Source organism: Leptospira kmetyi serovar Malaysia str. Bejo-Iso9 (genome assembly GCF_000243735.2).
GTDB classification, from domain to species: domain Bacteria; phylum Spirochaetota; class Leptospiria; order Leptospirales; family Leptospiraceae; genus Leptospira; species Leptospira kmetyi.
In genome coordinates this window covers 2,239,031-2,261,512 of sequence record NZ_AHMP02000003.1, presented here as the reverse complement: position 1 = coordinate 2,261,512, position 22,482 = coordinate 2,239,031, and the positions used below count along the sequence as shown (strand labels likewise).

The following is a 22,482-nucleotide window of genomic DNA, read 5'->3' as shown; positions in this document are numbered from 1 at the left end:
CCTGCTAGCAATAAATCTATTTGTGTACTCAATCCCAAAACGACAAGTATTTTTGTTCGGAATTACCGAATCAAATCATCGTCGCCCTGGAAAATATTGGTTTTCTGCTTCTTTTTAACTTTGGTCGTATGGGAAGAATGGTGATCCGGTTCGGGTTCCGGTATGAATCCCGCTCCTCTGTGATCGTCGCAAACTTCTTTGGGAACCGTGTTCTTGGTGAAGTATTCTTCTTCGGTTTGATTGCAATGAGAACCCGGTAATTTTCCGGAGATGGAACAGATCGTTTTGCGGACCACGCCGGTTTCTCCGAAGTTAAACGACTTGGACTTTTCTCTCGAAAGCGCGTTGGACATAAATCTTCCCCAGATCGGTGCCGCTACGACTCCGCCCGACATTCCTTTTCCCATCGAAAGAGTTCCCGTGTCGTAACCGAGCCAAACGACGCTTACGAGATCGGAAGTATAGCCCGCAAACCACGCGTCCCGAAAGTTATTCGTCGTTCCGGTTTTACCGGCGGCGGGTCTGCTGAGTCCGTAAGAAGAAGCTCCGGTTCCGGTTCCTTTTTTGATTACGTCTTCCATCATCGAGGTAAGAATAAAACAAACTTCGGGAGAAAGAATTTGTTTCCTCTCTTGTTTGCTCGCGTCTTCGCGGAAGTCTCGGATGACGTTGCCGCTTCCGTCTTCCACGTAAAGAACGCTCAACGGGAACACTTGTTTTCCTCCCGAAGCGATCACCGCGTAAGACCTCGCGAGTTCGTACGGAGAAACCTCGAAGGTTCCGAGAGAAATGGAATAGTTTCTAGGAATGGATCTGTTTTCTATCTGGAGAATCTTTTCCAGATTCGGCATCAGGTTGCTGATCCCCGTGTGTTCGAGAACGCGCACCGCGACGCTGTTTCTGGAAAGTTCGAGCGCTTCGCGCAACTTTATAAATCCTGAATATTCTCCCGTGTAATTGGAAGGGTTCCATTCATCACCGTCTTCTAATACGTATTGAAGCGGAGAATCGGAGAACAAGGAAGCCGCCGTTACGTTCTTCTTCGGATCGGGATGTTGGTTGTAGTATTCCATCGCCGCAGCGTAGACGAGAGGTTTGAACGCGGAACCGGGTTGTCTATACGCTTGAAACGCTCGAATCTGTTGATTGTCCGACCGGAAACCGGAGCCGCCCACCATCGCGGTGATATAACCGCTTTCGGGACGGATCGAAATCAAAGCGCCTTCGACGGGAAGAAGAAAGTCTTCGGTTTGTTGACTTCTATAACTCCACTCGATCGCTTCGCCTAAGGATTCGGTTCCGCTCAACAAGTTGAGCGCGCTGAGTTCGTCGCGTAGATCTTCTTGCCAGGCTCTGCTGAAGGTTCGAACCGATCTGGAAATTTTAAACTTAAACTCGGGAACGTCGTGGATCATCGCGAGAATATCGTAGATTTCCCCGTATGCGTCGTCGAACGCGTCGATCTTTGTGAACGTTCTTTGATTGGAAAGTGCGGTTTGCGCTTTCAAACCGGAATACAAAGCCTTCTCGGCTTGTGTTTGGTGTTGAATGTTGAGCGTGGAATAAATTTTCAGACCGCCGCTGTACAAAGTCGTCTTGGGAATATAACGCGATAAATTCTTTCTTACGTATTCCGTGAAATACGGAAAACGATTGAGACGATCCCCGAACGCGGAATCGTTCGGAGAACGGTTTAGAGTAATGTAATATTCCGAAAATGCTTCGTATTCTTTTTCGGCGGTTTTTACGTCCAAGATTCCGTTTTCGACGAACTTCTTAAAGACCACGCGGACCTTCGCGCTGGAAGAATTCGGATTCACCAAGGGTGAAAATTCCGTCGGTCTCGTCGTTAAGCTCGCGAGAAGGGCCGATTCTCCCCAAGTCAGTTCCTTTACGTCTTTGCGGAAATAAAATCTTGCGGCCGCTCCGACCCCGATCGTTCCGTGTCCGAGAGGGATTTCGTTGAGATAAATTTCCATGAGCGTATCCTTGTCGAACACCGCTTCGAGAAGAAGCGCAAGCCAAGCCTCTCTCGCTTTTCTTAGGAAAGATCTTTCCGTGTTTAAGAATTTCAGTCGTGCGACCTGTTGTGTGATCGTGGACGCTCCTTCCTTGATTCTTCCCGCGAGAAGGTTGACCATAAACGCGCGAAAGATTCCGCGCAGATCCAATCCCCAATGAGAATAAAAATTATTGTCTTCGGTCGAAACGAAACTGCGGATCAGCTTGTTCGGTTTGCCGTCTTCTTCGGGCGGAAGTTCTTTTATGTTTAATACGACACGGGAGAATCGATAGAATTCGGCGATCGGTTCGTATTCGTTTTTATCGTTCAGTCCGTAAAGCACGGAAGGTTTTTCGTATTGGTTCGAATCGGGAACTCTCCATAAATCCTTTACGGAGAATACGAACAGAAATCCGTTCAAAAACAAAAGTCCCGCGCAGACTTTCGTTAGTTGTTTCAACGGATCGGGAGAGTTTAAAATTCTCTGGAGAATTTTGTCCCGGAAAAGGATCACAAAAAATCGGAAAAGATAACTGACTGGTTCGTGTTTCATAATCGATTAAACTTCTTCTATCGGTGAAAATTCCTTCATGCTGTCGACTCCTTGAAAGCGGAGCCCCGTGTCCAAATTGTATCCCTGGTATTCTTTTAAGAACGCCGATCGGGACATTTTGTTTTCCAGATAATTCCAAGCGTGCGTCAACGCGTCTTTTCCGTTCTGCGCGGAACGATTGATGAGTTCCACGAAAGAATCCTCCCGAACGATCGAAGGATCCGCGGGGTAATTCCACTTCTTGTGTTCCTCGTTCATGATCCGTTTGTCGATATGTTCCTTGAGAGGAAGCATCAACACGGAGGAACGCACTTTGTGAAACGTGATGTTGTCGAGAAGTTTTAAGGCGCCGCGCATCCACTTGCTTCTCGAATCGAGAACGCGATGAAATTCGAGATAACCCAAAAAGGATTCGTTTAACAAATCTCCGGGAATGATCTTGTCCTCGGAACCTATATAATGTTTTTTGAATTCTTCCGTGAACGTGGACTTGAGGCCTCTGAGCCAAAAGTGCCAGAGCATGGGATCCATCTTCCAGGTTTTTTTATCCGATTTGAAGATCGCGTCGACGTGATGAACGAAGTCGTATTCTTTCGGAGTCATTCCCCAACGGTAATCCAAAAGCCAGGAGTCGAGCGCGTTCTCCACTCTCATATGATTGTATTGAGCGAGACTGCTGATCTTTTTGTCCTTGTTGTAAAAATCTCCGGAGATGTAGAAGATATAAGGATGTGTGACGATGTCCACGGCGCAATGACAGATATAACCGAGAGTGAACGCGATGTAACGATCTCTGTGAATTCCCTCTTCGGTCTGAAGAATCAAATCCAAAAAACTCAACACGAGTTCGGCGACTCCGTTGTGATGACTCATGTCTCCCCAGACCGTAGCCTTCTTCGTTTTACGAGGGGAAAGAATATGATAAAAATAAAATATATCGGGAGCGATCGCGCCTATGTTCGCGAACTTTCGATTGGATTCGGCGCGCATGAGTCCGGCGATTTTTCTTTGCTCTGCGGTTCCGTGATCCAGATGTTTACAAACCTGAGAAAGGACTTCGAGATGAGTGATTTTGCCAGCCATAAAATGAAAATGCCTTTAAAAAAACGGGACACCGACGGAGCCTGTTCTAAAACCATTTAGAAATGCCCGTTTCACTATGCAATCAATAGAAAAATTAAAATTTTTGACTGAATCCCAAGTGCGATCGATCGCACAACAATTTGGAACCCCGGTTTTTGTTTATTCTCGGGAAAGAATCGAAAAAAGTTGCGACACCGCTCTCGCGTTTCCGAACGCATTCGGTCTGACCGTCCGTTACGCGATGAAAGCCAATCCGAACAGAACCATTCTTGAAATCATGAAACGCAAAGGAATTCAGATCGACGCGAGTTCCGAATACGAAGCGCAAAGGGCCATTCACTACGGATTCAAACCCGAACAGATCATGCTCACTTCGCAAGAGCTCGCAAAAAACCTAAAGGAGCTCGTGGAGAAGGGAATGATCTTCAACGCCTGTTCTTTGCGTCAGTTGGAAGCGTTCGGAAAATTATTTCCGGGCAAGGAAGTCAGCGTTCGTTTTAATCCCGGGCTCGGTTCGGGACAAACGAAGAAGACCGATGTGGGAGGAAAAACTTCCTCCTTCGGAGTTTGGCACGAAGACATAGACAAGGTGAAAGAGATCGCGAAAAAATACGATCTTAAGATTTTTAAGGTTCATACTCATATCGGATCGGGAAGCGATCCGGCGGTTTGGAAAGTGGTCGCGCAGGTTTCCTTGGACATCGCCGCGCAGTTTTCCGAATGTAGAATTCTCAACTTAGGCGGAGGATTTAAGGTGGGGAGAATGGAAGACGAAAAAACCACCGACTTCCAGACGATCGGCGCGCCCGTGGTCGAACTCTTTCAGGAATACGCGAAGAAACACGGAACGAAACTTCACATGGAAATCGAACCCGGTTCTTTTATGATGGTGAACAACGGATCCATTCTCACCACCGTGGACGACGTCGTGACGACGGGGCCTAACGGCGGTTATACGTTCGTAAAAATCGACGCGGGAATGGACGTGAACACAAGACCTTCCTTATACGCAGCAAGACATCCGTTAGTCGTCGTTTCGAAAGAGGGAACCCATTCGGGAAAAACCGCGGAATACGTTTACGTGGGACATTGTTGCGAAAGCGGCGATTTGTTTACGCAAGCGGAAGGCGGCGGACCGATCACAAGAATATCAGGAGAAGCTAAATTAGGAGATTATGTTGTAATGGAGGGCGCGGGGGCTTATTGTTCCTCCATGTCCACAAAGAACTACAACTCTTTTCCCGAAACGGCCGAGGTTCTTGTGGATTTGGACGGAAGTTTTCGACTGATTCGCAAACGTCAGAACTTGGAACAAATCTTTCAGAATGAAGTCGCTGTTTCTCTCTGAGAAAATTTACGTTTTGATTCTCGCTGGAGGAACCGGCACGAGAATGGGTTCGGAGATTCCGAAACAGTTTTTGGAATTCGGAAACGAGCCCATTCTACTTCACACACTCAAACGTTTTCAAGAATGGGGAATGCAGAAACGGATCGTTCTCGTTTCCCACGCCGACTCCATTCCAAAAACCGAATCCGTCTGCGCGTCGCATCTTCTTGAAGACGATCTCATCGTGGAAGGCGGCGACACAAGACACGGATCGATGTTGAAGGGTTTGTCCGCGCTTTCCATCGCGAGCGAAGATATCATTTTGGTTCACGACGCGGCCCGACCTTTTGTTCTCGCAAAAGAATTGGATTTGTTATGCGACAGCGTTCGTAAAAACGGAATCGCGACGCTCGCTTCTCGAACCTCCGAAACCGTATTAGAAGAATTGAATGGACAAACCGCTTCCTTGTTGGATCGGGAACATATCTGGTTTATGAAAACTCCTCAGGGAATCCGGGGCGATGTTTTAAAAGAATTGTTGTCCTTTGTTTCTTCGGATTCGATGCCGACCGATCTTTGTTCCTGGGCCTTGTCCGCCGGAAAAAAATCGGCGATCGTGGAATCGCATCCTTTCAATTTAAAGATCACACGCAAAGAGGATTTGGAACTCGCCGGATTTTATTCGGATTTGTTCGATAAGTTACGTTAGAATTTTTTATTGCGCGAGGCATTTTCACGTTTCGATCCGGGTCTCCGCGCTTCGACGGAAACGCGGAAACGAAGAATTCATTTTTGAGAGATCGGCAAATCGTAAACCGCGTCGATTCCTTCCATCTTTTCGCGGGTCGCTTTCAAAACGATTTTACCCGAAGTAGGAATTTTGGAAACGGGACAGAAAAAATGATCGGGATGCGCCTGGCATTCCAATTTCTGTTCGGTTTTCCCTTGGACGATCTTCGCTTGTAGTTTACCGTTTTTGGTGGACGGATTTTTGAATTCGATATCCAAAAGAAAAACTTTAAGACCTTCCTTTAAAAGAACCAGCTCGGTATGAAAACCTCCCGGCATACGAATCGTTCCTCCGTTGGGACCGACCTCGTGTTCTCCGTGCGCGAGTAAACCATAACTTGCGAATATAAGCAAAACGGAAAGTACGAGTTTTGCGACTTCCGCTTTCGAAAAAGCCGTCTTTTGAACAACGGCCCGATTCTTAGATTTTTGTTGCGAATGTTTCATCGTTTGATTCTCCTTTTTTACGAAACGATCGTACTTTTAGAAACGGGGTAGCCGCATTCTTCGATGAGGTTTGCGAGTTCCTTTTCGGAACGTCCGCTTTCGACACGAACGATTTGTTTTGCGATATCCACGTTGATTTGAACGTTCGGGTCGATCGTTTGGATCGATTTGGAAATCACGTTCGCACAACTTCCACAGGTCATATTCTCCACTTGAAATTCCATCATAAGATTCTCCTGAGACGGTTTTCAAAACCGGTCTTAGGATTCAGCGTAAACCTTCCCACGAGGGTAAGGTCAATAGCCGGTTGCGATTTTTTTCGTTTCGCATTCAATTTTTTCGCGATCCGCGCTTTGACCTTCTCATTAAGGGAAGGTTTAGAATTGCTCGTAGGACGTATAAAATTTACTTTCCCGATTAGGATCGCAGTGCGCGTGTCTAACTAAAAAATGCGAGGGATTATGAATATCGGAGACGTTTCCAAAGAATCGGGAGTCAGCGCAAAACAGATTCGTCATTACGAATCGATCGGTTTGATTCCAAAGGCGAGAAGAACGGATTCAGGTTACAGAACGTATTCTACGGACGACGTGCATATTCTCAAGTTCGTAAAGCGGGCGAGGGGAATGGGTTTCGGACTTTCCGAAATCAAGAAGTTAGTCGGTCTCTGGAAAAACAAAAGCCGCGCAAGCGCGGACGTAAAACAGCTGGCGCTTTCTCATCTCAAAACGCTGGAGAATAAGATCGTAGAACTGCAAGATATGGCGGCCACTCTCAAACATCTCGCCAAACATTGTCACGGAGACGATCGACCGAGTTGTCCCATTTTGAAAACACTTTCCAACGAAACCGCTTGACTCTAAGAAACATTCACAAACATTGGAAAGACCACGCGAGTATGGTGGAATTGGTAGACACGCCAGATTTAGGTTCTGGTGCAGTAATGTGTGGGGGTTCGAGTCCCTCTACTCGCAAGCTTTCCTTTTAAAATTCAATTCTTTCTAATCGATTCAATCTGAGTTTCCAAAATGAATTTGGGACTCGAAGCGAACTTTGGAAAAGCGCCGTAGCTTTCGTAAAAAGCGAACGACGCGTCCGAGGAACACGATGTTCCGAGGCCAAAGTGAGACGCCGTGGAGCTGAATTCGTCAGGATGGCGAATTGCGAAACGGCGAGTCCCTCTACTCGCAATCCTTTTTTGTAAATCCTGTCGGAACACTGAAAGAAATCAACGCGGGCCTTTGTCTCGCGAATCCTCGAATATTATTTTGAACCACAAGCAATGTAGGATCTCCTACCCTCCTATGGAAAAAATCTTTCCGTCCGAGATCCGAGATTCTCCAAATGTTCCGACAAGATGTTCCTTTGAAACTTGACAAAACCGCCCCGTTCCCGGCGCCGCTTTTGACTTTACAATTACCGCAAATCTCAAAATCTGATTTTACTTTATCGAAATCTCGGCCGGGAACAAAACGCGGTTCCAACCGAAGAAAAGTTCGCAAAAGAACCGACCTATGTTATTCAACTCGATTCACTTTCTTATTTTTTATCCGATCGTAGCGGTTCTTTATTTTCTGATTCCGTTTCGTTTTCGATGGATTCTATTGCTCCTTGCGAGTTGTTACTTCTACATGGCCTTTATACCGGCCTATATACTGATTCTCGCGTTTACGATCGTATTGGATTATTATCTAGCGCTATGGATCGAAGGCGCGACGGGATCGAAACGAAAAACTTATCTCATCTTCAGCCTTTCGTCCAACATAGGAATCTTAATCTTTTTTAAATATTTCAATTTCGTATTGGACAATACTGGAACCTTGTATCGGTTTCTTTTCGCGACCGATATGCCCGTACCTCCTTTGCAGATTATACTTCCGATCGGATTATCCTTTCATACGTTTCAATCGATGGGATATATCGTGGAAGTGTATCAGGGGAGAATCAAGGCGGAAAGACATCTCGGATATTATTGGGTCTACGTCATGTTCTTTCCGCAGTTGGTGGCCGGGCCCATCGAAAGGGCGCATCATCTGATGACCCAGTTCCATAAGGAACACAAACTCGTTTTTCAAAACGTGGAGAACGGGTTGAAATATATAGTTTACGGATTTCTAATGAAGTTGTTCGTCGCGGATCGGCTGTCCGTCTTTGTGGACGCGATGTACAACGAACCCGCGGAAAAATCGGGAGTCGATCTGCTCGTAGCGACGTATTTTTTCGCGTTTCAAATTTATTGCGACTTCGCCGGATATTCCAACATCGCCATCGGAACCTCTAAAATACTGGGGATCGATCTGATGCGGAATTTCGATCGTCCTTATTTTTCTTCGAGCGTTTCCGAGTTTTGGGGACGCTGGCATATCTCCCTTTCCTCCTGGTTTCGGGATTACGTTTATATTCCGCTCGGCGGAAACCGAGTATCAACTTTTCGGCATATTCGAAATTTATTAATCGTTTTCGCCCTATCGGGAATCTGGCACGGGGCCAATTGGACGTTTGTCGTATGGGGTCTGTTAAACGGAGTTTATCTGACCTCCGAGGTTCTTTGGAAACGTTTTGTGACCGAAAAAACGCCGAAGGTCTTTTGGTTTCGTTGGATCGGAGTTATCGTAACCTTTCATTGTGTGTTGCTCAGTTGGGTTTATTTTCGGGCAGAATCGATCGGAACCGCACATCTGATTCTCCGTAGAATCTTCGACTTTGCAAGCGGACAAGGTTTGGATCTGATCGTGGAATTTCAAAAAAAGGCCGGAGTATTTGCGATCGTTCTCTTTTTGATTTTGGAAGGATTGTTTCCGTTCTGGGAAAAAACCAAGGAAGGATGGAAAAAATACGGAGATTGGGCCGTCGCCGGAATTTTCATCACTCTGATTTTTACGGGAGGAGTTTTTTATGGATCCAGTTTCATCTACTTCCAGTTCTAAAATTCTCCGTTATGCGTCCTTGACGCTGGTCCTTCTTTTGTCCGTGGTTTTATTCGATCGAGTTTGGTACGCGCTTCTTTTCGGCCAATACGATAAGATGTTTTCCATGGTGAAGAATTTTAAACCCGCTCATACGTTGATCGTCGGCTCGAGTCATATTCTCTGGGATCTGGATTCGGAGGTTCTTGCAAAAGAATCGGGAAAACAAGTCGTATTGTTGAACGTTCCCGGCGCCAATCTTGTTTTGAGAAAGGAAATCGTAAGCGAATACTTAAAGAAAAACAAGGATCAACTTCCTTCTTTGCTCGTTTTGGAAACCGATAAGTTTGCGTTCAACAAGGAACGTTATCCGGATTCCGCGTACAAATCCGTCAAAGGATATTATCACAAGGGATTGTTTCAAAACTTTTTGGACAAAAAGGTTCCTCAAGAATCCTCGCTCGAATACTGGACGTTTCGACTTTCGCATTCGTATTCGTTGAATTCCTATTCTCATTTTATCTTTTCCAAACTCTACGATAAATACTTGTCCGCGGCGTTCGTATGGAAGTTAAACGCGGAAGAATCGAAACAAAACGGAAACGAAATGCGGGTCTCCCAGTGGAAAAAACAATACGAGGGATTGGCTCCGAAACTCGAACCCGAGCTTATACAAGAACTTTATGATATTCTAAAGTTTACCGGACGACACGGAGTAAGGACGATTCTGCTCGAAACTCCGAATTATCGTTTTTCCAAGGAGGACGACTCCGCATACGAAGTCGTGAGGGAAGAATTGAAAAAGATCGCGGAAGATTCCGGAGCGGTCTATATACGATTGAATCCGGAGGAATTCGAAACCGATCCGGAAACTTTCTTCGACGCTTCTCACTTGAATCTTTTGGGAAAGGCGAGATATACGGCGGCGTTCGAAGCGGAACTGAAAAAAAGAAAACTTCTTTGATCAGTTCGCCAATTCGCCGACCGGATTGCCGGTTTCCAGTTTACCGATCAGACGCGTTTCACGATCTACGAACGCTTCGATAAACGGATTGAGATCCTTGATCTTGCTCGATAACTCGTAACCCGCTTCCATGGTTTCCACCAAAGAAGTCGCGCCCACCATCGAAGCCGCGACCTTGATCGGAGCCATCACGAGTTTGATCATAGGAAGTTTGGAAAGGGAAAAAAAGAATCTCAACGTATTTCCGACCATCACGATCTGCGTTCTTCTTTCTTCGAAACGATCGGTTTCACCCATCGCCGCATACAGATTGTCTCTGGAAATTACGCCGTCTTCCATCAGATTGTTTTCGATCACGATCTTAGCCGTGTCGTAATCCAAAGAGTCCGTTAGGCGATTGAGGAGAATGATCTGATGAATGTTGTCGGTCATCGATTTACCCGCGACCGTTTTCAACTTTTCATAAAGACTTTCTAAAGCGTTGTCTCTTTCTTCCTTGTTCGAGGGAGAATATAAATTGAACTCGAAAAAATCCGGTATTCCATCGTATCCCTTAATGATAAGGAGATCCGAATACGTTGTGCGAAGCCTCTCGATTGTCGCGCGAACAACTGCTTTACGCGTTAGTTCTAACAGCTCTTGATTCATTCTGATTCAGAAACGATTCCGCAGGCCGCGTAGTCGAGTCAATATAAAAATCAATCCTTGACTACGATAACTCCGGATCTCAATTTTGCAGGTAATAACTTTGCAAGACTTTCTGCTTCTTTTTTAGACGAAGCGGATCCGAATCGTACCGTATAATACCCGTTTCTTGATTTTTTGACGGTTGCTTTCGCGTTTTTCTCCTTACCCGAGATTGATTTTTTTAGTTCGTCCGCTTTTTCTTTTTCCTTAAATGCGGCAACTTGGAGGGTAAAGCCGGAGGATTCTTCGTCGGATGCGGACTTGGAAGAAACACGTTTGGATTTTTTCTCGTCGTTCCGTTTGTTTTTTTGCGAATCCCTGGAACCTTCCGGTTCTTTTACCGAAAGAGTTTCCGGCGCGGATTTGTTTTCCTTTTCGACGCTCGCGGGACTTGTTCCCGATTTTTTAAATTCGACGACTTCGGTTGCGGGTGGAATATTTTTAAAAGTCACCGAGTCTTTTGTGTTCGAGGGAGAATTGACGCTCGCCGCAGGAATCTCCGCGGACGCTACGGTGTTGTTTCCTTCGGCGGGAATCTGACCCGGTTCGGAAAAAGGAATCGAACTTTGGACTTCCTGATTTTTGATTTCGTTTAACGTGAGAGATTCTTCCGCGGAACCTCCGGCTCTTTTTTTGCCGACCGAAACTCCCAAAAAGAAAAAGGAAAAGAGGAGCCCGATTAAGAAGATGGAGAGAATTAGAATTCTCTTATTGTCTAAGTTGATCACGTAAAAAATTTTTTCTTTCATAACATTCTTCCCGACAGAGTGGAGTAGAGAGTTTTACATTCTTCCCTGAGCGATTCCAAGTTCCCTCTGTTCTTGATAATATAATCGGCCTTTTTCAGCTTTTCCGTGATAGGAAGTTGGTTTTTGATTCTCGCCAAAACCTCTTCCTTCGTAGTTCCGTCCCTCGAAATCGTTCTTTCAATCGATTCTTCCGGATCGGAATCTACGGCCACCGTCGCATCGCAGAGCGTGTAAGCGTCCGTCTCGAACAAAAGCGGAACTTCCCAAATCACCATTCTTCCTTTCGCGTCGGTTTCCAAAATTTTTTGAAAATCCTTTCGAACCCGTGGATGAATCAATCGATTGAGTCCCTCGAGTCTTTGAACGTCGTTGAATACGATGTTGGAAATTTTTTTCCGATCCGGTTTTCCGTCGGAATCCAAAATGTCCTTTCCCAAAAGTTCCACGAGTTCGGTAAGAATCGGCGAGTCCGCTTCCGTATAACGTTTCGCTAAACGATCGGCGCTGATTCCGTAGCCGCCCAATTCTTCCAAAATTTTGGCCGCGGTGCTTTTGCCTCCTCCGATCATTCCGGTAATTCCGACCAAGAAGGCTTTTTTACCGGAGTCGGAACTCTGCATGCGTTGAGGATAGAGTTCCCGCACAAAAGTACAAGCAAAAAAGGAACTTCCTTTCGGAAGTTCCCAAAATGAGCGGAAAGGGGAATGATAGGAATAGTTAATCTATTTTTCGAATGAGTCGCATGTAAGGATGCATTTCCACTACGAAAATGCTTTTACCGTTCGTGACGATTCCTTTCGGAGCGAAGAAACTTCCTTCATTTGCCTGGCAGGTTCCGATCGTTCCTCCGTCGGGACCTCCCGGTTGTGTGGCTCCGCCCGTCGGAGGTTGTGGCGAACATCCCAAAAAGTTTGTCACTGCATACGGAGCCGTTCTCGAAATCTTTTTGAGGAGCGTAGTTCCGTCCACGACGTAGAGAAAGTTTCCGTCTAGGGTAACCGCCACCGGTTTTGTCAACTTCGCAGAGGTCCCGGTCGCATTGACCACGTTGCCCGAGGTTCCCGCTGGATCTCCCGCGATCGTTGTCACCGTTACCGGACTGGTCGTAAGATCGACCAATTTGATATTGTTCGAGTTCGTATCGGTCACGTAGAGTTTGTTGGAATCATACACGAGATGGCTCGGTTGATTGAACTTCGCGGCCGTTCCCAACCCGTCGAGAGTTCCCGCAGTTCCGCTTCCGGCGATCGTAGTCACGGTGTTATCCGAGATTTTGATCTTACGAATCTTATGATTTCCCGTATCGGCCACGTAGAGATAGGTTCCGTCGGTTGCGATTCCTTTCGGTGCGTTAAAGCGAGCCGCAGTTCCGACTCCGTCCGCGTTGCCGCTTGTTCCCGCAACACCCGCAATCGTGGAATACGTATTGTTCATCAGATTGTATTTCACGATATGATGATTTTGGCTCGTGATGTAGAGAAAGATTCCGTCCGTCGTAATTCCTTTCGGAGTATCGATCGTGATCGCCAAAGTGGAAAGCGTCCTGGTTGCGATATTGAGTTTGCGCACTTTTCCGGAAGTCGGAGTGGCAAGGTTATAATCGACGGCGTAGATATTGATTCCGTCGGTTGTGATATGATACATGTTGGAAAGTCTTCCGATCGGAGTGGAGCCGGAAGCAAATCCAAACCCGTCCAACATCGTATCGGGATCGCCGCCCGGGTCCCCGCTAAACCAATCCGCGCTTCCCGTCGCGGGATTTTCCACATACGGAGCGACCGGAAGAGAAGCTACGACGCTGTTACCGCTCACCAAGGTTCCGAACGTAGTACCGTTCACGCAGTTGATGAGAATCGAGTTCACATCCGCGGTCGCGATCGTGCCGGAAGGTTGCGCGATATAACAGGTTTGTCCCGTAGGCTGGCCCGTGATCGTGACGTTATACGAGGAAGAATCCGCGATCGGAGTCGTCATCGTGAAACTTCCGTTAGACGAAATCGTAGTCGTGTCGCTTCCGTTGTTCTTTAAGGTGAGATTTCCGGTAAGACCCGAAATCGTTCCGCCGACCGAGTAGAGCGCGGCGCCGCAGGAAATTCCCACGTTCGTTACGTTCGAAGATGAGATCGTTCCCGTATCGTTGCTCAACGTACAGAGCTGAGCCGGAGAAGTCGGGTTTTGTTGGATCGTAACCGCATACGCCGAACCGCTCGAAATCGAAGTGGAGAACGTAAACGTTCCGTTAGACGAAATTGTGATCGGATCCGTCCCGTTGTTTTTCAGAACGAGGTTGCTTCCGATCAAAGTGGAGATGCTTCCGCCCACGCTGAAGGAACTCGTGGAACAGGTAACCGCGATTCCGCTGATGTTCGAAGAGGAAACCGTGCCGCTTCCGCTCGTAACCGAACAGGTTTGTGTCGGAGAGGAAGGATCCTGGGAAACGGTTACGTTGTATCCGCTTCCGCTTGCGATCGAGGTGGAGAACGTAAAACTTCCGTTAGACGAAATTGAAAGATCGTCCGTTCCGTTGTTTTTTAGAACGAGTCCGCTCCCCGCAAGACCGGAAACGCTACCGCTCACCGTATAAGAATTCGTGGAACAGGTCACGGCGACGTTCGTGATGTTTGCGCCCGCGACAAGGCCGGTATCGTTCGTAACGGAACAGGTTTGAGTCGGGGAAGAAGGATTCTGCGACACGGTCACCGTATACGTCGCGCCGCTCGCGATCGAGGTGGAGAACGTAAAACTTCCGTTAGACGAAATCGCAGTGGCGTCGCTTCCGTTGTTTTTTAACACGAGTCCGCTTCCGGAAAGACCGGAAACGGTTCCGCTGATCGTATAAGAATTCGTGGAACAAGTAATGTTTGCGTTCGTAATATCCGCGCCCGCGATCACGCTCGAACCGTTGGAAACGGAACAGGTCTGCGTCGGAGACGTAGGATTTTGAGAAACCGTAACGTTAAAACCGCCGCCGCTTGCCACCGAAGTCAGGAAAGAATAAACCCCGTCTACCGTGATCGCCAAGTCGTCCGTTCCGTTGTTTTTTAGAATGAGTCCGCTTCCCGCAAGACCGGAAACGCTACCACCCACCGTATAAGAATTCGTGGAACAGGTCACGGCGACGTTCGTAATATCGGCGCCCGCAATCAAGCCGGAGGCGTTGGTAACGGAACAGGTTTGAGTCACCGAACTCGGGTTTTGCGAAACCGTAACGTTATACGTCCCCGTGTTCACCACTTTTACGGGAAACGTAAAACTTCCGTTGGCGCTGATCGAAATCGGATCGGTTCCGTTGTTTTTTAAAACAAGGCCGCTTCCCGCAAGACCGGAAACGCTTCCGGAAACGAAAAAGCCCACAACGGAACAGACCACTTGAATATTAGAAATTGCTTGTGAAGATACGATGCCCGATCCGTTGCTTACGGAACAAATCTGAGGAGGAGAAACCGGATTCTGACGAACGGTGATATTGTAAGAACCTCCTCCCTTCACTTTTTGGGAGAATAAGAAGGTTCCGTCCGCCGAGATCGTGATCGGATCGCCGTTGTTATTGACGAGAATCAATCCCGTTCCCGTGAGACCGGTGACGTTTCCTCCGATCGGCGCGGGTGTGGGATCGATCCCTCCCGTGGGAGTGATAAACCCGGGAATATTAAAGATGGCCGAAAGATGGGAAGAATGTCTTTCTCCCAGGCAGCTCCAGGTAAACAGAAGCGCCGAAACGAATAGTAGATTCAGGAACTTGAATATATTTGTCATTTCTTTCCACGGCCCGAACGATCGAAATCTTTTTTATATGAGAATTCGAAACGGTGTTTTCGATCTACGAGCGGGCCTTCCTCCAACATTTTATTTAAAACAAAAAAACTTCGCCGATTCTTACGGATTTATCTACGAAGAAAAAATCCTTATCCGAACAAAAAGTCGTGCGAATCACTTTACGGACTTATTCCAAACATTGTCGGATTAAATTTTCAAGTAATTTATTAAAACGAGTTTTGAGGTATTATAAATCCGTAATATTAGTATGGAATAATTCGGAATGCCGGACTGCGCATTTATATCCGGTCTCAAGAATTTATAAAACCGAACTTATTGTTGTCGAAACCGTTTTCTTTGCCTCGGGGATGACCCGATTTTTCACAGAACGATTCCGATTCCTTCTCATAATAATTCCACACTTCGCTTATCATTTTGCCGTCTTTGTTTCAAGCGCGAGTTTTCTGAGAATCTCCTCGATCAGGGGGTAGAACTCGGATTCTTCCCTGTCGATTCTGCTTCTGAGGTGATCGAGAATCTCCTCGGTCTCGTCCCGAAACACCGAAAAATTCATTTCGATCGTAAGAGGATCCGAATACTTGCTCGCGTAATCGAGAAGCGTATCCTTTAAACCGAACATGGTCTTTTGATATTGTTCGAAAAGGGAAACTAATGTAGGAGAGTTGTGCGTATAACTTTCCATTTTCAGATACAGTTCCATGTCTTCCACGTTCAGATGAAAGAGTAGGGAGGCCGAAAAGATGGAAAGCAATTCGACGAGATGGCCTATGTTCGGGTTCGCCTTGTCGATTTCCGATTCGATTTGGTGAGCGTATTCGTTCACGATTTGGTGTTGTTTTTTGAGTTTTCCGATCAGTTCCACGTTCAGCTCCTTGAGATTTTTTGGTTGAATTTCGCTTTAACGTATTCCTCGACCTTCGAAGATTCCAAAGGATAAGAATAAAAATAACCCTGTGCGTAATTGCAGTTCAGTTCTTTTAATAGTTCGTGTTGACTCGGATTCTCCACCCCTTCCACGATGATCGCCTTGTCCATGGCCTGGATCAAATTGATAAGCGAAGAGATGATGGTCTTACTAGAAGATTTGAAGTAGTTGAACAGAAACACCTTGTCGAGTTTGATGTAGTCCACCGGAAGGGTCTGCAATCTTCCCAGGGAAGAATAACCTTTGCCGAAGTCGTCGATCGCAAAACGATAGCCGAAATCCTTCAGAAGACCGATCACCTTGTTGACCTTGACCAGGTTCGTGTCGAAAGAATCCTCTATGATTTCCAGGATGATCGAATCGGGAGAAATTCCGTAAAAATCCGTGGCCTCCTTAAGAACGTTGAAGATCTGTTTGTCGTTGAGTTGTTTCGCCGAAATGTTAAGCGAAATACAGATCTGATTGTCCTTTAGGATCGAAGTGCTGTAGGATTTGAGAGTGTCCCAGATCAACCATTCTCCGATCGTTTTGATAAAACTCGAACTTTCCGCGATCGAGATAAAACTCGCGGGCATCAGTTTGCCTTTTTCGGGATGATTCCAACGTAAAAGAACCTCCATCGAAAGGATCGAATCCTGTCTCAGATCAAGGATCGGTTGATAAGCGAGTTCCAACTCATTTCGGTTTAACACTTTTCTTAAATCGATTTCGATCTTCGCGCGGGTCGCGTTTTGTTCGATCGTGTTTCTGTCGTAGTGATAGAAGGAATTCGGGCCGATCAACGCGGATTGCTGAACCGCTTCCTCGAGAATTCTAAGCGAATTCAGATCTGAATTGATCAACTGATCGAATTGCGCGTAACCTACGTTTGCGTTTAAATGGAATTCCCTTTCCCGATACGTGAACGGAAAGGAAAACAAAAGTATGATACATTCCGCGAACCATTCCGCTTCCAACTCGGAATCGATATTCGAAGTCGCGATCAAAAACCGTTCCGAACCGAGCCGAAAGATCTGATCCCCTTTGGAAATGTATTTTTTAAGTCTATCCGCGATCTTAAGAGCGATCGACTCGTAATAAAAATTATCCTCTTTGTTCAGGATCGAATCCGGATTGGAAAGAGAGATCAAGAAAAGGAAGTATTCGTTTTTGGATTTTCCGTTGTAGATCCGATTGTTGCTGTAAATCGAAAGAAAGTAATTCTTATTCGGAAGACCGGTAAAACGATCCTGATAAAACGATTCTTTCGTATCGACCGAAAAATTCTGTCTTACCGTAAGGAATCGAACCGCGTTGACCTCCTCCAAATCGTGAACGATAAAGTTCAACATCAGCGTCATATCGTTGAAATACGCGACGTCGATGACTCCCGATTCCAACAAAAGGCTGGAAAGCCCCGTCTCCTTTTCGTAGGAAATCTCTTTCGCGGATTTGAAATGAGATAAAAGCGCGTCGTATATGCTTTGAAAATTCGGAGATTGAAGCAACTGCTCGAAAGTGCTGTTCGAATACAACAAATCCCAGCTTTTGGAAAACAGAACGATTCCTTCTTTCGAGTTATCGGAACAGAACTTAATCGCTCTTCTTAATATGAGAGGAGATACTTGCACGTTGTTTGTCACTTTTCTACCCAGCCTATGGCGTAGTAGTTTATCAAAGCGAACGTGCAATAGAAAACGGACTTATAAAACTTTCAGTTTAGTCTTATAATTTTTTAGCAATTATGGTATCTTAGTCTTTACGACGGAAAATTGAAATTCTTTTGAATCATTAAGCGCTGAACAAACGGATCGCATCCGAAAGGTTGGAAGCGGTCTTAAACAAGGCCTTAAGTCTCGTCAGCTCCAACATCTTTTCGATTTGCGGCGTAAGCGAATATAATACCAGTCCCGCGTTAGGCGTCTTGTTTAAACGGGTTTGTGCTCCGATAAAGGTCGCGATTCCGGAAGAATCCATTCCGCGTACGCCCGAAAGGTCTATTAGAAGAATGTTAATTTCTTTTTCGATCGAATCGTTGAAGGCGTCCTTCAATTTCTTGGCCGAAAAAATATTGATGTCTCCTTGGATCTGAATGATAACCGCCGGTCCCGGAAGAGTTCCTGCTGAAGAAATATTCTCGATCGTTAGCGTCATATCGTTCGTTTTGTGGCTGATCGTATCGGTTTTGGTTTCCATAAATTCTCCCGTAAAAACGTCTTTGTTCATCTTATTTCTTGTCGATCTATAAATTCAATAACAATTAAGAAACAATTATTTGATCTAAATTATACTTCGTTTATGCCTCGATTTTCTTCCATTACTAAAACGGTACAAGAATTGGCAAAATGATTCTCGAACGTGGAAAATAAAACGAATGTGGTAACTTATTATAAATCAATATTATCTCTGTTTTACAATACTGATTGAATTAAGATGAAAGTTTCGTAATACGCAGAAGTTTAAAATCCGCTTGTGATCCTGATTTTCGTTTGATACAATCCGAAAAAAACGGAGAGCATAATGATATTAGGAAATGATGAAATAGAAATGGTGAGATCCAGTTTCGAAAAGGTTTATACGAATAAGGACGAAGTGGCTTCGTTGTTCTACAAAAAACTTTTCGAATTGGAACCAGGTTATAAGGCGATGTTCAAAGGCGATATGACCGAACAAGGAAGAAAGCTGATGGTGATGCTTAGAACCTTGATATCCGGCCTCGGAGATCTTTCCAGTTTGATTCCGGTCATCCAAGACATGGGTAAACGACATCTTAAATATGGCGTAAAAACGCAGGACTACGACGTGGTGGGAACCGCGCTTCTCGCGACGTTACAACAGGGTTTGGGTGAAGAATTCACGCCTAAGTTGAAGGGATTGTGGACCGATATCTATCAGATCGTGGCTAAAACGGCCATCGAAGGTAGTAAACAATAAGAATCGTAAGAATGCGATCTTATAAAACCGTTTAAATGTCGTTAGGCGATCTGTCCGAATCTATGAAAACGAAATCCAAAAGAAAGTTCTTTATCGGAATGGGAAGACTCGTAAGAAGTCCGCGCGCGGTATTGGCTATGGCGACTCTGATTTACGCTGTTTTTTTCTGTTATACGTTGTATCGTTTTCTGGATCGAAACGATAAGGCGGAGGAACTCTATCTTCAAAGAATCGAACAGTTGCAAAAATTGGAATATTCTACGAGATCGAACGTTCTGATCAACGCCGACGCAAGGCTTATCGAAGTAAAAGAGGACGTTTCCCCTTTCATTCTCCCTAGAACGGAAACGATCCGAAACGGAATCTCCGGAAGAAGGGACGTGCAAACGGTTACGGTTTTCGGAATGATCACGTTGGGTTTTTTCGTTTTTTTAAACGGATTCTTTTATTACGATTCGAAGGCGTTTTCGGGAAGAATCAAGATCCTGAATCATCAAGTGGAATCCGATTCCTTTCAACTTTCTCCGTTTGCGGAAGAACAACTGACCGATAGCCCGGCCTTGTTGTCGCTTGCGGAAACGATCCGAGAATGCGGAACCAATCTCAAGTCGGAAACGGAAACGATTAAAAAACGTTTTATGGAAGTATCGGGTCTCGCGGATTTGATCAACGAAACTTCGCATATTCTCTATTCGAACGTGAACGAAAAACACGAAAGAATTCTCGAGATCCATTCTTTGGCGAATTCGATCCGAAGCGAAATCAACAATATAGACCGCAATTCGGACTCGTATTACGTTTTGGTTTCCTCTTTGAACGTGGAGATCAAACAACTCGACGAGATGATCGATCGTGTGGGCGACGCGGTGGAGAATTCTCTCCTCGGCGTTTCCGCGATGGAAACGAACATCGAAACCGGTTCGGACACGATCGGCCTGCTCGCTGAAAGCGTCACAAAAATCGAAAACAATTCGAAGGAAATGAAACTCATCACTTCGCTTATCAAGCAGATTTCGGAGAGAGTCAACTTACTCGCGTTAAACGCCGCGATCGAATCGGCGAGGGCGGGCGTTTACGGAAGAGGTTTTTCGGTGGTCGCAAGAGAGATCCGATCTTTAGCGGAAGAAACGGACAAAAGCGCAAAGACGATCGAATCCCTGATTCATAAAAGTTTTCAAGAAGCGAACATAGGTCATTCCCTTGTGGAAAGATCCAAGGACTTATACGAGATCATCATTAACGATCTAAAAAAATTGAAAAACTCAAGCGATGAAATCGTAAATCTAGTCGAACTTCAAACTCAAAAGCGCGCGCGTATCAAATACAGCGGCGATCAGATCGATAAAAAGTCCGACGAGATCTACAACTCGATCAAACAACATAAAAACGCGAACCTCGGAATGGAGACGCAGATTTCAAAGATTTCCCTGATCGCCGAGGACAGTCTGACGATTTCAAAATCTCTAATGGACTATTCGAACAGACTGAGCGAAAAGTCGATTCGGATCGATCCTCTCCGAAACAAAGAAACCCTAACTCAAGAAGAATCTGGTTAGATACGAAGACGAATACAGTAAGAGAAGAAACATGCAAATCGAAGTATATAAGAAACAAAACGAGATACTCAAGAAGTTAGTGATAGAGTTGATCCGCATTTTAAGAAGCGATTCGGTAACGGATCGGGTCAACGAAGTCCTGGATATTCTCGCGACCTTAAACGCCAAATTGAGCGAACACATGATGATGGAATCCAGTTTGATTCTTCTCGAGTTTTTACCGGAGGACAAGCTCGGCGACGAGCAGTACGAATTCTGTACGAAAAGCGCAAGAAACGAACTGAAGAATCGAGTTCGTACGTATGTTACGAAGTGGTCCCTTCCTTCGTTGATCTTGGAGAAACCTTCCCAATTTATCAAAGACTCCAATGAGCTGATGGACCTGTTGTATATACGCGTTCAGAACGAAATAGAACTTTTGTTCCCGATTTTGGTTAACGCTACGTTTGCCGTTCGTGAAAAGACCGGATGAAGCTAAGTAGGAATCAAATCGCGAAGTTCATTCTTGAATACATGTCGATCGTTCCTTCCAATTGATGTCGGCGATCTTTGAAGTGAAAAAAAACCGGCTATATTTTGTTGGCCATTTGAATCGGTAATTATGAGTGAAGGAAATATCTTATTAATTGGAACGATTGATATGAATTGGGAATTCTTCATGAATTGAAAATCGAATTATAAAAGAAGAAATTCAAGTGTGGATGTTGAGACTATGTTAAATACGATAGAATGGTTACTACGAGAAGACCTACTGATCGAGATCGCGAGATTCGGAGCGTTCTTCGCTTTGATTATCGGAATCGGACGTTTGATTAAGGCGAGGGGACAGATCGATTATTTCCTTTCGGCGCTTTTGGTTCTCACGGCGATATTTCAGTATTTCGACGAAACGACGATCAATTCGGTTTCCTATAACTGGATGAAACGATTCCTTTTTCAGATCGACCTAATCGCGTTATCTACCGCGGGTATTTTGGTATATTTGATTTCCATAATGGTCTTTTCGAAATATTCGAAGCTACCCACGAAATACTATTGGAACCTGATTCCTCCCATCGTTCTTTCGATCCCGGTCGCGAGTTTATACGATCAGCAGAGTCGATTCGAGTTCGGAATGTTTTTGTATCTTACCGATATGTTCGTGATCGTCTACGTCGGAATCGCCGTCTATCGTATGTTCACCAATCACGTCTTCGATTTTAGAAGCGTAAAGTCAAAGGTGCTCGCCGGTTTGGTAGTCACCGTTTCGTTTTGCGCCTTGTTGGAAATCGTGGGAATCTTTATGGACAGCAAGGTTCTCGTGTTGCTTTCGGGAGTGGTAACCACTTTCGAGATCATCTACTTTTACTATATCAGCGTTTATTTCCAGGATTTGTTAAACGACGAGACCGCGTCCGAAGCGCAGAAGAATACTCCTAAAAAATCCATTCTCGGAGATATAGACATAGAAGCATTGGAAAAACAACTCAACTATCTGATCCACGAGGAAAGAATCTATCTCGACGAGGACATACGACTTCCGAGCGTCGCAGAGGAACTCGGAGTTTCCGTACATCAGTTGTCTTCCTATCTCAACGATCACAAGGGGATCAACTTCAACAATTACATCAACCAATTCCGGGTGGAAGAGGCGAAGATGATCCTGATCAACGATCCGAGTCGTTCCGTGATTTCCGTAGGCAACGCGGTCGGTTTTAATTCGAATTCGGTCTTTCATAGGGCGTTTCTGAGGGAAACCGGAATGTCTCCTAAAAAATTCAGGGAAGCGCATCTGTTTAAAAAACATTCATATACTCTAAATTAG

At 45.5% G+C, this 22,482-nt stretch carries 20 protein-coding genes and 1 tRNA gene; 10 read left to right on the top strand and 11 right to left on the bottom strand.

Features of this window, described 5'->3' with window-relative positions; all coding sequences use genetic code 11:
- Positions 1-62: 62 nt before the first annotated feature.
- Positions 63-2,555 carry a penicillin-binding protein 1A gene (locus LEP1GSC052_RS12905; RefSeq protein WP_010573816.1) on the bottom strand — a complete coding sequence of 831 codons (2,493 nt, stop codon included), beginning with the start codon at positions 2,553-2,555 and terminating at the stop codon, positions 63-65.
- Between the two features lie 6 nt (positions 2,556-2,561).
- A complete protein-coding gene (locus tag LEP1GSC052_RS12900) occupies positions 2,562-3,638 on the bottom strand; it encodes a zinc dependent phospholipase C family protein (protein WP_010573817.1) in 1,077 nt (358 codons plus the stop codon).
- Between the two features lie 76 nt (positions 3,639-3,714).
- On the opposite strand from LEP1GSC052_RS12900, the gene LEP1GSC052_RS12895 reads away from it, so the two are divergent.
- Both LEP1GSC052_RS12895 and LEP1GSC052_RS12890 read left to right on the top strand, forming a co-directional pair.
- Complete coding sequence (locus LEP1GSC052_RS12895; protein ID WP_010573818.1) at positions 3,715-4,986, top strand: diaminopimelate decarboxylase; 1,272 nt, start codon at positions 3,715-3,717, stop codon at positions 4,984-4,986.
- Positions 4,964-5,674, top strand: coding sequence for an IspD/TarI family cytidylyltransferase (locus tag LEP1GSC052_RS12890; protein ID WP_010573819.1), 711 nt, complete (start codon positions 4,964-4,966; stop codon positions 5,672-5,674). Before LEP1GSC052_RS12895 ends, LEP1GSC052_RS12890 begins: the two co-directional genes overlap by 23 nt.
- A 77-nt stretch (positions 5,675-5,751) precedes the next feature.
- Here the strand turns inward: LEP1GSC052_RS12890 and LEP1GSC052_RS12885 are convergent, their stop codons facing one another.
- Positions 5,752-6,201: a hypothetical protein gene (locus LEP1GSC052_RS12885; RefSeq protein WP_010573820.1), complete on the bottom strand. Its 450-nt coding sequence runs from the start codon at positions 6,199-6,201 to the stop codon at positions 5,752-5,754.
- A gap of 17 nt (positions 6,202-6,218) precedes the next feature.
- Positions 6,219-6,428: a heavy-metal-associated domain-containing protein gene (locus LEP1GSC052_RS12880; protein WP_010573821.1), complete on the bottom strand. Its 210-nt coding sequence runs from the start codon at positions 6,426-6,428 to the stop codon at positions 6,219-6,221.
- A gap of 234 nt (positions 6,429-6,662) precedes the next feature.
- Here LEP1GSC052_RS12880 and cueR point away from each other — a divergent pair, with 234 nt between their 5' ends.
- The 4 genes from cueR to LEP1GSC052_RS12855 all read left to right on the top strand — a co-directional run bounded on the left by cueR (position 6,663) and on the right by LEP1GSC052_RS12855 (position 10,071).
- On the top strand, positions 6,663-7,058 hold the full coding sequence (cueR, locus tag LEP1GSC052_RS12875) for a Cu(I)-responsive transcriptional regulator (RefSeq protein WP_010573822.1): 396 nt from the start codon (positions 6,663-6,665) through the stop codon (positions 7,056-7,058).
- Between the two features lie 35 nt (positions 7,059-7,093).
- Positions 7,094-7,175 (top strand) — tRNA-Leu (locus LEP1GSC052_RS12870).
- A gap of 540 nt (positions 7,176-7,715) precedes the next feature.
- A complete protein-coding gene (locus tag LEP1GSC052_RS12860; RefSeq protein ID WP_010573824.1) occupies positions 7,716-9,128 on the top strand; it encodes an MBOAT family O-acyltransferase in 1,413 nt (470 codons plus the stop codon).
- The gene (locus LEP1GSC052_RS12855) at positions 9,097-10,071 is read left to right on the top strand and encodes a hypothetical protein (protein WP_010573825.1); all 975 of its coding nucleotides are present in this window, start codon (positions 9,097-9,099) and stop codon (positions 10,069-10,071) included. The genes LEP1GSC052_RS12860 and LEP1GSC052_RS12855 overlap by 32 nt, the downstream gene beginning before the upstream one ends.
- On the opposite strand, the gene LEP1GSC052_RS12850 is transcribed toward LEP1GSC052_RS12855, so the two are convergent.
- The 7 genes from LEP1GSC052_RS12850 to LEP1GSC052_RS12815 all read right to left on the bottom strand — a co-directional run bounded on the left by LEP1GSC052_RS12850 (position 10,072) and on the right by LEP1GSC052_RS12815 (position 18,384).
- The gene (locus LEP1GSC052_RS12850) at positions 10,072-10,719 is read right to left on the bottom strand and encodes an FFLEELY motif protein (RefSeq protein ID WP_010573826.1); all 648 of its coding nucleotides are present in this window, start codon (positions 10,717-10,719) and stop codon (positions 10,072-10,074) included. It lies immediately after the preceding gene.
- Between the two features lie 50 nt (positions 10,720-10,769).
- Positions 10,770-11,507 carry an SPOR domain-containing protein gene (locus tag LEP1GSC052_RS12845; RefSeq protein WP_010573827.1) on the bottom strand — a complete coding sequence of 246 codons (738 nt, stop codon included), beginning with the start codon at positions 11,505-11,507 and terminating at the stop codon, positions 10,770-10,772.
- Positions 11,504-12,127, bottom strand: a complete 624-nt coding sequence (gene coaE / locus LEP1GSC052_RS12840; protein WP_010573828.1) for a dephospho-CoA kinase — start codon at positions 12,125-12,127, stop codon at positions 11,504-11,506. The genes LEP1GSC052_RS12845 and coaE overlap by 4 nt, the downstream gene beginning before the upstream one ends.
- 97 nt (positions 12,128-12,224) lie before the next feature.
- Positions 12,225-15,263 (bottom strand): NHL repeat-containing protein, encoded by a 3,039-nt coding sequence (locus LEP1GSC052_RS12835; RefSeq protein ID WP_020986204.1) that lies wholly within the window; start codon positions 15,261-15,263, stop codon positions 12,225-12,227.
- 430 nt (positions 15,264-15,693) lie between these two features.
- The gene (locus LEP1GSC052_RS12825) at positions 15,694-16,146 is read right to left on the bottom strand and encodes a hemerythrin domain-containing protein (protein ID WP_010573831.1); all 453 of its coding nucleotides are present in this window, start codon (positions 16,144-16,146) and stop codon (positions 15,694-15,696) included.
- 2 nt (positions 16,147-16,148) lie between these two features.
- Positions 16,149-17,819 (bottom strand): GGDEF domain-containing phosphodiesterase, encoded by a 1,671-nt coding sequence (locus tag LEP1GSC052_RS12820; protein WP_010573832.1) that lies wholly within the window; start codon positions 17,817-17,819, stop codon positions 16,149-16,151.
- 160 nt (positions 17,820-17,979) lie between these two features.
- A complete protein-coding gene (locus tag LEP1GSC052_RS12815) occupies positions 17,980-18,384 on the bottom strand; it encodes an STAS domain-containing protein (RefSeq protein ID WP_040913553.1) in 405 nt (134 codons plus the stop codon).
- A gap of 324 nt (positions 18,385-18,708) precedes the next feature.
- On the opposite strand from LEP1GSC052_RS12815, the gene LEP1GSC052_RS12810 reads away from it, so the two are divergent.
- The 4 genes from LEP1GSC052_RS12810 to LEP1GSC052_RS12795 all read left to right on the top strand — a co-directional run bounded on the left by LEP1GSC052_RS12810 (position 18,709) and on the right by LEP1GSC052_RS12795 (position 22,482).
- Positions 18,709-19,122 (top strand): globin family protein, encoded by a 414-nt coding sequence (locus LEP1GSC052_RS12810; protein WP_020986456.1) that lies wholly within the window; start codon positions 18,709-18,711, stop codon positions 19,120-19,122.
- A 62-nt stretch (positions 19,123-19,184) separates the two neighbouring features.
- The gene (locus tag LEP1GSC052_RS20730) at positions 19,185-20,678 is read left to right on the top strand and encodes a methyl-accepting chemotaxis protein (protein ID WP_051185368.1); all 1,494 of its coding nucleotides are present in this window, start codon (positions 19,185-19,187) and stop codon (positions 20,676-20,678) included.
- Positions 20,679-20,709: 31 nt separating this feature from the next.
- Entirely contained in the window at positions 20,710-21,150 is a 441-nt protein-coding gene (locus LEP1GSC052_RS12800; RefSeq protein ID WP_010573837.1) for a hypothetical protein, read from the top strand.
- 240 nt (positions 21,151-21,390) lie between these two features.
- Positions 21,391-22,482, top strand: coding sequence for a helix-turn-helix transcriptional regulator (locus tag LEP1GSC052_RS12795; protein WP_010573838.1), 1,092 nt, complete (start codon positions 21,391-21,393; stop codon positions 22,480-22,482).